The organism is Rhodococcus sp. WS3, from assembly GCF_003797085.1.
Taxonomy (GTDB): domain Bacteria; phylum Actinomycetota; class Actinomycetes; order Mycobacteriales; family Mycobacteriaceae; genus Rhodococcus_F; species Rhodococcus_F globerula.
In genome coordinates this window covers 396465-408886 of record NZ_RKMA01000003.1, presented here as the reverse complement: position 1 = coordinate 408886, position 12422 = coordinate 396465, and the positions used below count along the sequence as shown (strand labels likewise).

Here is a 12422-nt window from a genome sequence, read left to right as displayed (position 1 = left end):
AGTCGCGACTATACGTAACTTCTGCCCCCGATTACCGCCGTGCCTCCAACAACCTGAGCCATACTTCGCTGACCGTCGGATACGACGGCACCGCATGCCATAACGTGTCGAGCGGGACCGCACCGACGACGGCAATTGTTGCTGCGTGGAGCAATTCCGATACATCCGGACCGACGAAAGTTGCCCCGACGATTACGTCGGCACCACGGTCGATCACCAGTTTCGCGCGGCCTTCGTAATTGTCACGGAGCAGCGAGGATCCTGCGACGGCAATGTCGATCTCCACGACCTCGACGTCGATACCGTCTGCCCTGGCCTGCTTTTCGGTGCGCCCCACCCACGCTGCTTCGGGCGAGGTGAATACCACCTGTGGAACACGGCCGCTGTCAGCGGAGGCGATGAACCGTGGGTCGACCAGCGCGCGTCCCGCTGCTCGTGCGGCGATCACATCGCCGCACACTCGGGCCTGGTACTTACCCATATGGGTCAGCGGTGACCGGCCGTTGATATCTCCGACGGCATAAAGCCATTCGCCCTGTGCACACAGGTGATCGTCCGTCGGAACGTACGCACCATCGGTCAAACCGACGGACGACAACCCCAACTGCGCCGACGTCGGCGCACGGCCTGCGGCAACAATCAGTTCGTCGACTTCGATCACACCGGAAGAGGTGTCGATGGTGACCGGCCCACCGTGAATGTTCCCTTCACCAGTATCCCGGGCATCGGGTCGCGATACGGAATGGACGGTAGTCCCGAACCGCACGTCGGCTCCCCGTGCGGTGAGATGACGCGCAACCATGTCTCCGGCAAACGGTTCGGCAGATTTCAGCACTGCGTTGCCGCGTACCAGCAACGTCACCTCGGCGCCGAATGACAACAACCACGTTGCGCACTCCGATGCGACGACGCCGCCGCCGATGACGGCAACACGCCGCGGAACTTCGTGGAGATTGGTGGCGTCGCGTGACGTCCAAGGGAGCGCAGCCCGCAGTCCGGGTGTGTCCGGGACCGACGCGGTGGTTCCGGTGGCAAGTACGACGGCCTGGCGGGCGAAGAGCGTGCGGGTGCCGTCGACAACAACGGTCCGCTCGCCGTCCAGAACGCCGTGGCCTTTGATCACGTCGATACCGGCGGACTCGGCCCACTCGACCTGCGAGGAATCGTCGTGGTTGTGGGTGAAGGAGTCACGTCTGGCCAAGATCGCGTCGATGTCCGGCGGCGCGGCGGATACACCTGGCAACGCGCCCGCGTCGTCGAGCACCTGCCCTGGCCTCAGCAGCGCCTTACTCGGCATACACGCCCAGTACGAGCATTCACCACCGACTAGTTGGTGCTCCACGATGGCAGCGGTACGGGTGCTTCCGGCTATTGCGTAGGCCGCGGCGTTCTCGCCCGCCGGTCCGCCGCCGATGACTATGACATCGAATTCTTCGGTCATCGCTCTACGGTATGCCGATCGGGTGGTGATGTGCAGGGTAACCGGTTTGTCGACTGACGGGCCGTGCGGTGACCCTGCGGTGGTTACAGTGGCAGCCATGACGCGGCAGAAGATTCTGATCACCGGCGCAAGTTCGGGTCTCGGCGAAGAAATGGCACGAAGGTTCGCAGCGCGGGGACGCGATCTGGCTCTATGCGCCAGGAGAACCGATCGGCTCGACGCTCTCCGGAAGCAATTGCTCGCCGAGCATCCAAGGATCACAGTTGCGGTGGCAGGGCTTGATGTCACAGAACATGATTCCGTTGTCCGAGTGTTCGGCGAACTTCGCGACCAACTCGGTGGGCTCGATCGGGTGATCGTCAATGCCGGTCTGGGTAAGGGCGCCAAGATCGGTACCGGTAAGGCACACGCGAATCTTGCGACAGCGCAGACGAACTTCGTAGGCGCACTGTCACAGTGCGAGGCCGCACTCGAGATATTCCGCACGCAGAACGCCGGGCACCTTGTACTGGTGTCCTCGATCAGTGCAGATCGTGGACTTCCCGGCACCAAAGCCGCATATTCAGCGAGCAAAGCCGGGGTGGCCGCGCTCGGTGAGGCTCTCAGTATCGAACTGGCGCGCACGCCAATTCGAGTAACCACCCTGCTGCCAGGTTTCATCAAGACGGACATGTCGGCGAGTGCCGGCGACGATTCTTCCTTGATGGCTGAGCTCGACGAGGGCGTCGATGCGATGGTTGCGGCCATCGAAAAGGAAGTGACACGAGCGGCGCTTCCCGGACTGAAATGGCAGGGAATCGATGCTGCACTGCGGTTTCTGCCCAACTCGGTGACGGCGAGGTTCGTCTGATGAGTATCCACAAGTCGAACGGCAAGCCGCGCGTTGTCATTGTCGGCGGCGGATTCGGCGGCCTCTACGCAGCCAAGAAGTTGAAGAAAGCCGACGTCGAAGTAGTTCTGATCGATCGCGGAACCAGTCACGTGTTTCAGCCGTTGCTTTACCAGTGTGCAACCGGGCTCCTCTCCGAAGGCCAGATCGCGAGCCCACTTCGGCACCTTCTGGAAGACCAGAAGAATACGAATGTAGTGCTGGGCGAAGCAAAATCCCTCGATGCCGAAGCTCGGCTGCTGACCGCAAGCAGATTCGACGGTTCGACATTCGACCTACCGTACGACTATCTGATCGTGGCGGCCGGCATGCGGCAGTCGTACCACGGCCAGGACGACTTCATCAAATGGGCGCCCGGAATGAAAACGCTGGACGACGCGCTGGCCATCCGCCGCAGTCTCATTGCCGCGTTCGAAATGGCCGAATCTCTCCCCACTGCCGAGGAACGGCGTCCGTGGTTGACGTTCGCCGTTGCCGGCGGCGGACCGACCGGGGTCGAGATCGCGGGGCAGATACGCGAATTGGCGATGCACGCGCTCACCAACGAATTCAGGTCCATCGACCCGGACGAGGCGCGAGTGCTCCTCTTCCACGGTGACGATCGAGTGTTGCCGTCGTTCAACAGATCGCTGTCCGCGGCTGCCGCGCGCACGCTCGCGAAGATCGGCGTCGAAACGCATCTCGGCGTGCATGTCACCGACGTCGGTGAAACCGAGATCGAGACCACCGACAAGAAGACAAAAGCGAAGCAGCGCTACGAGACCCGCACCATTTTGTGGACCGCCGGTGTCGAAGCAGTGCCGTTTGTCGAAGCGCTCGCCACGGCGCTCGGCGTCAAGCAGGTCGGCGGCGGCCGCATCGACGTCGAGGCCGACCTGACCGTGCCAGGCCACCCGAACATCTGGGTCGTCGGCGACATCATGTCCCGGGACAAGTTGCCCGGTGTCGCCGAAGTGGCTATGCAGGGTGGACGCTACGCGGGGGCGCAGATCGCTGCCCGCGTCGAAAACGGTCGACCGAACGGAAAGCCCTTCAAGTACCGCGATCTCGGTACTGCGGCCTATATTTCGCGTCGCCACGCACTCCTGCAGGCCGGACCGATCCGGATGTCGGGCTTCATCGGCTGGGTGTCCTGGGGAGTCATTCACATCGCGTTCCTCGCGGGTTTCCGCAACCGCGTCAGCACGGCACTGAACTGGGGCGTCACCCTTGCGTCGAAAACGCGCCGGGAACGCGCAATCACATTCGGCGACCCGGAAACCGCACGGCAACCGTACAACTGAGCGAACTGTCGCGGGATCCGACTACTCCGTGGTGAAGACGGGATTCCCGAATTCGTCGATCATGAACCACAGACTACCGACGGCCTGCCCCAACATGTCGCCGGGCACTTCATCGTCCAAGTATCGGTAGACCGGCTTGCCGTTGACCGTCACCTGGAACGAACCGTCAGGTCCCGGTACGGTACCGAGCGCCGCGTTGATCCCCTCGGTCACCGGAGAATCGGTGACAGACGTGACGGCAGGCCAATGCCGGAGGCAGCTCTCGTCGCAGGAATCCCCGGTCGGGTGCTCCTCGTCCGGGTCGTAGATGTAGACGGTCATACCTTCGCCGTCGACGGCAATTGTTCCCAGTGGAGACTCGGCAGTCTTCAGTAGCACCGCGTCGGCTGCGGCCGGCGGCGACAACGATGTCGGCATCACGGTGACGTTGTCCGCATCGGTGCCGGAGTCGGTGGCGTCGTACGAACAGCCGGACGCGGCAAGTGCGGCACTGGCCACAATCGCGAACAACCACTGTCTGCGCATGATCGCTCCATTCGAAGGTGGGCGCTACTGGCAGTGGGGGATACCCGCGAAGGGGCCACGGGAAACGTAGATCTTCCCGCATACTGTCACCGGATGTTCGACGTTGGTCGCGGCATTCACGGGGATGCCAGTTGCAGTTGTACTGCAACAACTTTCGGTATAGATGCAGCGCTGCCGCGTCGAATGGTGATCAGGCGCGTGGCTGTGGCGCAGTGTAGGTAATGCAGTCCGGCGGGACGGATGGCAGGCCTTCGGAGGACCTGAGCTTCTCGGCAATCGAGGAAAGCAGGCTCTGTGACTCGGGGGACAGATCTACGGCTTTACGTGTGAGGGAACGTAATTCGTTGTCATAGAATTCTTCCGCAACCGAACGGTCCTCATCGGGGATCAGTTCCGGATCATGGCGAGGGGTAGGTGCAAAGAAGTACTCGGCGTCGACTCCGAAGAAGTCGGCGAGTGCCAGCACTACCTGCTCAGACGGGTTGGTTCGAACGCCACTGCGCAGCTGCGAGAGATACGGTGTGGAAATTCGGCAGCCACGTTGGGAAAGTGCGTCTACAACTTGCGCATTGGTCAATCGGGGAGGTGTTACGGGGTACAGGGCGTTCAATCGTTCTCGGAACGAATCTGCCACGGTTCCTCCCATTTCCACGGTTCCTCCCTTCGCTTGTGACGTGTGCGCCACAATGTGCTGCATATTTCTGCGATTGCATAGTTATGCGAAGCAGATGTCACATAGTAGACGACTCAAAATTGGATGTTTAGAAATGAGAGTGCTTTTACCTGGGGATATTTGGGTTTTCCGGCTCTGAAAGCGTTTGTGGACAGTGTGATTTGCGACGCGAACTGACCGTTCGTTATCAGAATATTAAATCAGTACCTTCCGGGCGGTTTGTACTGATTTACGCTCTTATGCAGCTGATTTGGCTAAGTTACCGGCCAGTCTCTTGTGCGAGCATACCTTTCGGCTCTGCCAAGGCCTCGACTGGCGAGTTCGCTTGGAGGGAAATGAGCGCTACCAGGGGCGAGCGAAGATGCCGAATTTTTCGAGCGTGTTGCAGGCCAGCGTGCGCAGTGCCTGATTGTCGGCCGATACGAAGCTCACCAGCGACAAGGTGTACGTGGCGTGGTTGCGACTGAGGTATCCGGAGACTCGAGTTGATGTGTTGTCCAGTTGAGCGGCGCTCGCTCCAGGATGCACCGCGCGGAGGGCAAGCCCCGTAGTCCGGTGCCCCTCGAACTGGTCGATGTCGACCGTACCGATATTGGAGCACAAGGCATCTCGCTGACCAGGTCCGTCGGCAAGTCGATGAGCGACTCGGTCCGGGACGACCTGCAGGAGTTCGGCCGGGAAGCCTGCCGGACTCGACATCGGAGGAGCCTCGAACGCGTCACGGCACAATGTGCGAATCTGCGCGAGAGTGGTGGAGGGGGTCAACGGGATCGCGACCATCGCGACCGAATTGTCGACGGAATTGTCTCCCTGGTCAGTGGTACGCACGTTCATCGGAACGCTGAGCGTGACTGCGGCGGTTTTGTTCTCGGCTCGCGCTAGCTCGCCGACACATGCCAGGAACAAGCTGTTGGCGGTACCTCCGGAAGACGTTGCGACGTCATCCCATTGGTCCCGGTCGATTTCCAGAACCGCGGACGTTACCGAGTGTCGTTGGAAGCGCCGAGTGGCGGCGGCCGGTGCGGTGAAGCCGCGGAGTTCGGCTCTGCGCGCCGGACTGACGATCAATCCGCCCACCGCACGGGTGGTTCCGCGCAGAACGCGGCCAACGGTCGAGCGCGCGTCGGTGATATCCGAGTGGCCGGTGCGATCGATCGGCGGTGACGGTTTCCGCTGCATCGCGTCGCTGAGGGCGCCGATCAATCCGCGGGCGTCGGCAAGGACATGGGAACACGTCACGGAGACGACGGTTCCGCCGTCTGAATCGTAGGTCGCGGCGATGCGCCACCCCGGACCTCGTTCCGGGTCAACCGAGAGGAGGGCCGCAGCGTCGGCCCACTCGATCACCGAGTCGGCGGCGATGGGCTCCGAACGAAAACTGAGAGGGTAATGACGCGGGTCGGCGATGAATTCGGGCCGGGCGCCCGGAATTCGCGGCCTGCGCACGCGTCGGCCGAGCGGCCCGGACGCCACCCGTACACACAACTGCTCGAGCTCACTCGGATCGACGATGCTGTCGGTGCGCCATACGCCCTGCATCAGGATCGGCAAGCCGAGACCTCGGTGGGTCCACAGAAACATCTCGTCGACGACACTCAAGCGAACTCCCACCCCAGCAGTGTAGGCGTGGCACGTAGAGGACCTGCGGTTTCTGGCGGCGTACCCGCGATTCGGCGCATACTGGTTGTTACGCCGCGTGGTACGAAGGGCAGGCTGACATGGTCAGTGTCGAGAAGTGGGCTATGTGGGATTCCGCTATCGAAGTGGATGTCACGGAGGGTGCTGCACTGCCCACAGCACACGCGCTGATCGCTGCCGCCATCGAGGACACCGAAGCGCTGTGCGATCTCGGGCGCGGCGACGCCGAAATTCATGCCGTCAATCTGGCTCAGGGGACGCCGGTGAAAGTGACCCGGCGAATGTCGTCACTGTTGCGTTCGGCGCTGTGGGCGGCCCGTATGACGGCCGGTGAGGTGAACCCGCTTGCCGACAACTTCTCGGAGGACGACTCGATTCCGCCGGTCCACCCGACCCCTACATTCGAGGACGTGCAACTCGACGGCGACGTCGTGTACGCGCCGTGGGGAGCTTCGTTCGACATCACGGGAGTGGCAAAGGCGGACACCGTCGATCGAGCCGCGCAAACTGTTGCGGCAGAGCTGCAATGTGGTGTTGCGGTGCGGATCGGCGACGTACTTGCCACTGCGGGGCACGCTCCGGCCGGTGGTTGGCAGATTCCCGTTCCGGGCGGCGAGGACGTCGAACTGGCCAACGGGACGGCGATTGCCACTGCGCACGCCGCCGAACCGCCTTCATGGCAACCGCACCAGGATCGTCCGTCAACAGAATGGGCGCAGGTGTCGGTGATTGCCGACGACGCAGTGTGGGCGTACGCCGCCAGCCGTGCGGCGCTCGTGCGGGGGATAAGCGCCATCAAATGGGTTGAGCAGCAAGAACTTCGAGCTCGATTGGTGGATCAGTCCGGGCGTGTGTACACCACCGAGAATTGGTTCGGTCCGGACGCCGCCTGAGCGTTCGAGCCAGTTGCTCAGGCCCGGCCGCGCTGCTTCCGGTACCAGTTCACCAGGGCGTCGGTCGAGGAATCGCCGAGATCGCTCGGAGCCTCGGCCGACGAGAGTGCAGGCCCCAGTTCCAAAGCTTGGGTCTTGCCGAGTTCGACCCCCCACTGATCGAACGGATTGAGCCCCCACACAGCACCTTCGACAAAAACCTGATGCTCGTAGAGTGCGATCAACTGCCCGACCACCGACGGTGTGAGCTCCTTGGCCAGGATGGTGCTGGTGGGTCGGTTACCCGGCATCACCTTGTGCGGCACCAACTCCGGGGGTGTTCCCTCTGCCGCAATCTCCTCAGCGCTCTTGCCGAACGCCAACACCTTGGTCTGCGCAAAGAAGTTACTCATCAGGAGGTCGTGCATCGAACCTGTGCCGTCAGCCGTGGGCAGATCGTCGGTGGACTCGGCAAAACCGATGAAATCGGCAGGCACCAACCAGGTGCCCTGATGGAGTAGTTGGTAGAAGGCGTGCTGGCCGTTGGTTCCTGGTTCGCCCCAGAAGATCTCGCCTGTCGAGGTTGTCACCGGGGTGCCGTCGGAGCGGACGGATTTGCCGTTCGACTCCATGGTCAGCTGCTGCAGGTAGGCCGGAAAGCGCAACAGGTCATTGGAATACGGCAACACGGCGCGGGACTGTGCACCGAAGAAGTTGGAGTACCAGAGGCCGATCAAGCCGAGAATCGCCGGCGCATTCTCCTCCAGCGGTCGGGTGCGGAAATGCGTGTCGATCTGGTGGAAGCCGTCGAGGAACTCGGCAAAGCGAACGGGGCCGACCGCACACATGACGGAGAGGCCGATGGCGGAGTCGACCGAGTAGCGGCCACCCACCCAATCCCAGAATCCGAACATGTTTACGGTGTCGATCCCGAACGCGGAGACTCGCTCGGCGTCGGTGGACACCGCGACAAAATGCTTGGCGACGGCGGCGACGTCTTCGCTACCCAGACCGGCGAACAGCCAGCGCTTTGCCGCCGTTGCGTTGGTCAGGGTCTCGAGTGTGGAGAACGTCTTTGATGCCACGATGAACAAGGTGGTCTCGGCATCCAGGTCGGCCAGCTGCCCCACCAGATCCACGGGATCGATGTTGGAGACAAATCGGAGGCTGATGCCCGCGTCGGCGTAATGCCGCAGTGCTCGGTACACCATGACCGGCCCGAGATCCGATCCGCCGATACCGATGTTGACGATGGTGCGGATGCGCTTTCCCGTGAATCCGGTCCACTCGCCGCTGCGAACACGATCGGCAAAGGCGCCCATCGACGTCAGAACCTCGTGAACATCGGCGACGACGTCCTGGCCGTCGACAGTGAGGGATGCATCAGCAGGGAGGCGCAGTGCGGTGTGTAGCACCGCCCGATCCTCGGAGGTGTTGATGTGATCACCCGCGAACATTGCGTCGCGACGCTCCTCGACGCCGGCCTCTCGAGCCAGCGCGATCAGCAGGTCGAGAGTCTCACGACTGACACGGTGCTTGCTGTAGTCGATGTGGAGATCACCGGCGTCCACCGTCAACTCGGTTCCGCGAGCCGGATCCTCGTCGAAGAGTTCCCGAAGGTGAACGGCGTGGAAATCGGCGTGATGAGCGCGCAGTTTCTGCCAGGCTGATGTTCCGGTGATGTCAATGCTCACAGTCATCGACTTTAACGGCCCGGTCTGGAAACTTCTGGATGAGTCTCGGCGGCACCCTGGCCTGCTCCGATCAGCCGGTCTGCGAGCAGGGCGGTGCGAGCTGCGGGGCTTAGTGTCCCAGGCGTCCGCGGCCGAGACGCAGGAGCAGCATTGCGAGCGTGTGACCTTCCTGGCCCAGCTCGTTGAAACGCTCGAGCACCTTCATCTCACGACTGTGAACCAGGCGCGGCCCCCCTGATGCCATCCGGGTACGACCGATGATCTGTGAGACCTCGGAGCGGCGCTTGATTGCTGCCAGGATCTCGGCGTCGAGACGATCGATCTCCTTACGAAGTTCGTTGATCTCAGCTTCGCTGCGCGGAACGTCGACGTCGGTCGGAGTGGAGTTTCCCTCGGGTGCCGTTGCCTGCGTGCTCATATGTATTCGTCTCCTCTTTCTACTGCGTGGATCGTGTTCTCAGCTCGGGTCGTTACCGATCCAGCGCCCTGACGAAAAATGCCCCGGATCCGAGTCGGACCAGAGGCAGGTGAGCTGTTCGAAGACTTCACGAGCACCGCGGTCCGGCGCTCGTAAAGTAGTGCCACCGCGCACCGACACTGCGGCAATCGCAGGTGGTTGCGGTGTTGCACAGGCTCAACATAGCGTCCAGTTTGCCATGTTCGGCATCCCAGTTCCAAGTGCCGCCACCGCACTCACACTCTTGTCGGTGGACGCCGGTAGCGTGGACAGACGATGAACATGTATCCAGCAGTCGGTGAGCAGGGCAGTCTTGACGGGCGAGACGGTCTTGACGGGCAGGGCAGTCTTTACGCGCAGGGCGGTCTCTTCGAGCACGATCACGATGGGCCCCAGCACGGTCATTCTGCCCAGCACGGTCATTCTGCCCAGCCGGGTGGCCGAGGTTCCGACGAGCTTCTCGAGGGTCTCAACCCGCAGCAGCGCGAAGCCGTGGTCCATGCCGGTTCACCGCTGCTGATCGTTGCCGGCGCAGGCTCGGGCAAAACCGCAGTGCTGACGCGCCGCATCGCATATCTGTTGGCCGAGCGCGGTGCCACTCCGGGGCAGATCCTTGCCATCACGTTCACTAACAAGGCTGCAGCCGAGATGCGTGAGCGCGTCGCGGCATTGGTCGGGCCGCGGGCCAACAGTATGTGGGTGTCGACGTTCCACTCGAGTTGTGTTCGCATTCTGCGCGCTCAGGCGGCGTTGCTTCCTGGGCTCAACTCCAACTTCTCCATCTACGACTCGGATGATTCGCGCCGGCTCCTGACGATGATCTCCAAGGATCTCGAGCTCGACACCAAGCGTTTCACGGCCAGATTGCTTGCGACGCACATCTCGAACCTCAAGAACGAGTTGATCGACCCAGAGGAAGCAGTCGCGGCCGCGGACAAGGATCCCGCGGAACTGCCCCGCCTGGTTGCGAAGGTGTACGGGATTTATCAGCAGCGCCTGCGCTCGGCCAACGCGCTCGATTTCGACGATCTCATCGGCGAGACTGTGGCTCTGCTTCAGAACTTCCCGCAGATCACGGAGTACTACCGTCGGCGCTTCCGTCACGTCCTCGTCGACGAATACCAGGACACCAACCATGCGCAGTACATGCTGGTGCGTGAATTGGTCGGCGGCGCAGGCGAATCCGACCATGCGGTGGCGCCGGCTGAACTGTGTGTTGTGGGCGACGCCGATCAGTCCATCTACGCGTTCCGCGGTGCCACCATCCGCAACATCGTGGAGTTCGAACGCGATTACCCGGACGCCCGCACGATTCTGCTCGAGCAGAACTACCGTTCGACGCAGAACATCCTCTCGGCTGCCAACGCCGTCATCTCCAAGAACACGGGGCGACGCGAGAAGCGGTTGTGGACCGATTCCGGTGAAGGCGAATTGATCGTCGGATACGTTGCGGACAACGAGCACGACGAAGCATCCTTTGTCGCCTCCGAGATCGACCGGCTGGTCGAGAACGGTGACGCAAAATTCTCGGACGTCGCAGTGTTCTACCGCACCAACAACTCGTCGCGTGCGCTCGAGGAAATCTTCATCCGCCTCGGTGTGCCGTACAAGATCGTGGGCGGCGTCAGGTTCTACGAGCGCAAAGAAGTTCGCGACATCGTCGCTTACCTGCGGGTGCTCGCCAACGAGGACGACACGGTGAGCTTGCGTCGAATCCTCAACACACCGCGCCGCGGAATCGGCGACCGCGCAGAGGCCTGTGTCGCAGTGCATTCGGAGCATCGCAACATCAGCTTTGCTGCCGCGTTGCGGGATGCGGCGGAAGGCAAGGTTGCACTGCTCAATACGCGTTCGCAGAAGGCGATCGTTGCCTTCCTCGACATGATGGACGGGCTGCGCACCTTATTGCCGGCCGAATCTGCCGACGGCAGTGAGTCTTCCGAGCTCGGCGACATCGGTGAAGTGGCCGAGGCCGTGCTCGAACGTAGCGGCTACCGCGGCGAACTTGCTGCCAGCAGTGATCCTCAGGACGGCGCCAGGCTTGACAACCTCAACGAACTTGTCAGTGTGGCAAGAGAATTCAGTTCTGATGCTCGAAATGCTGCCGGACTGATCGACCCGGACGACGAAGAAACCGCAGCGATGCGCGAAGGTGAACCCGATCCAGGTTCGCTGGCAGCGTTCCTCGAACGAGTGTCGTTGGTGGCCGACGCAGATCAGCTGCCCGACTCCGACGAAGGTGTTGTCACCATGATGACACTGCACACCGCCAAGGGCCTCGAATTCCCCGTCGTCTTCGTAACCGGTTGGGAAGACGGTCAATTCCCGCACATGCGGGCCCTCGGCGATCCGGCAGAGCTCTCCGAGGAACGACGCCTCGCCTATGTCGGGATCACTCGCGCGCGGCAACGGTTGTATTTGACACGTGCGATCATGCGCTCCGCGTGGGGTCAGCCGATTCAGAACCCCGCATCACGGTTCATCAGCGAAATTCCCGAGGATTTGATCAACTGGCGCCGCGAAGACCCGGGCACCGGCGGCGGGTTCGGAAGCGGTCGACCCGGTTACGGGGGCGGCCAGGGCTATGCCGGCGGTCAGGGTTATGGCGGTGGCTACGGCAATCAGGGTGGCCAAGGTGGCCGCGGGTACGGCAACACCTCTCGAAACGACTCTCCCGCACCAAGTTTCGGTGCTGCGCGAGGACGGAACAACAACCTGGTTCTTGCCGTCGGCGATCGGGTCAGTCACGACAAGTACGGACTGGGCACAGTCCTCGAGACCAAGGGCACCGGCCCGACCGCAACAGTCACCATCGACTTCGGCAGCGCAGGCAAGGTGCGTCTGATGCTCATCGGCGGTGTTCCGATGGTGAAGCTGTAGGGGCAAGAAGCTCTGGAAAGACTTTCGGCCCGCACCACAGAAAAGGTGCGGGCCGAAAGTTTCGGTTGTG

10 protein-coding genes are annotated in these 12422 nt (G+C 62.1%); 4 read left to right on the top strand and 6 right to left on the bottom strand.

Features of this window, described 5'->3' with window-relative positions; genetic code table 11:
• Positions 1-31: 31 nt before the first annotated feature.
• Positions 32-1441, bottom strand: a complete 1410-nt coding sequence (locus tag EEB13_RS23025; protein ID WP_033234199.1) for a dihydrolipoyl dehydrogenase family protein — start codon at positions 1439-1441, stop codon at positions 32-34.
• A gap of 97 nt (positions 1442-1538) precedes the next feature.
• Between EEB13_RS23025 and EEB13_RS23020 the strand changes: the two genes are divergently transcribed.
• A complete protein-coding gene (locus EEB13_RS23020; protein ID WP_141486352.1) occupies positions 1539-2291 on the top strand; it encodes an SDR family oxidoreductase in 753 nt (250 codons plus the stop codon).
• Positions 2291-3613, top strand: a complete 1323-nt coding sequence (locus tag EEB13_RS23015) for an NAD(P)/FAD-dependent oxidoreductase (protein ID WP_033234200.1) — start codon at positions 2291-2293, stop codon at positions 3611-3613. Before EEB13_RS23020 ends, EEB13_RS23015 begins: the two co-directional genes overlap by 1 nt.
• A gap of 21 nt (positions 3614-3634) precedes the next feature.
• On the opposite strand, the gene EEB13_RS23010 is transcribed toward EEB13_RS23015, so the two are convergent.
• From EEB13_RS23010 to EEB13_RS23000, 3 genes are all read right to left on the bottom strand, one after another.
• Positions 3635-4138 (bottom strand): hypothetical protein, encoded by a 504-nt coding sequence (locus EEB13_RS23010; RefSeq protein ID WP_095888430.1) that lies wholly within the window; start codon positions 4136-4138, stop codon positions 3635-3637.
• A 190-nt stretch (positions 4139-4328) separates the two neighbouring features.
• Positions 4329-4772 (bottom strand): helix-turn-helix domain-containing protein, encoded by a 444-nt coding sequence (locus tag EEB13_RS23005; protein ID WP_033234389.1) that lies wholly within the window; start codon positions 4770-4772, stop codon positions 4329-4331.
• Between the two features lie 381 nt (positions 4773-5153).
• Complete coding sequence (locus EEB13_RS23000; protein ID WP_239654776.1) at positions 5154-6422, bottom strand: hypothetical protein; 1269 nt, start codon at positions 6420-6422, stop codon at positions 5154-5156.
• A gap of 107 nt (positions 6423-6529) precedes the next feature.
• On the opposite strand from EEB13_RS23000, the gene EEB13_RS22995 reads away from it, so the two are divergent.
• A complete protein-coding gene (locus tag EEB13_RS22995) occupies positions 6530-7342 on the top strand; it encodes an FAD:protein FMN transferase (RefSeq protein ID WP_045069192.1) in 813 nt (270 codons plus the stop codon).
• 17 nt (positions 7343-7359) lie between these two features.
• Here EEB13_RS22995 and pgi read toward each other — a convergent pair whose 3' ends face one another.
• On the bottom strand, positions 7360-9015 hold the full coding sequence (gene pgi / locus EEB13_RS22990) for a glucose-6-phosphate isomerase (protein WP_172935700.1): 1656 nt from the start codon (positions 9013-9015) through the stop codon (positions 7360-7362).
• A gap of 109 nt (positions 9016-9124) precedes the next feature.
• Positions 9125-9433: a chorismate mutase gene (locus tag EEB13_RS22985; RefSeq protein WP_033234204.1), complete on the bottom strand. Its 309-nt coding sequence runs from the start codon at positions 9431-9433 to the stop codon at positions 9125-9127.
• Positions 9434-9748: 315 nt separating this feature from the next.
• Between EEB13_RS22985 and pcrA the strand changes: the two genes are divergently transcribed.
• Positions 9749-12352 (top strand): DNA helicase PcrA, encoded by a 2604-nt coding sequence (pcrA, locus tag EEB13_RS22980; RefSeq protein WP_233364300.1) that lies wholly within the window; start codon positions 9749-9751, stop codon positions 12350-12352.
• Positions 12353-12422: the final 70 nt, after the last annotated feature.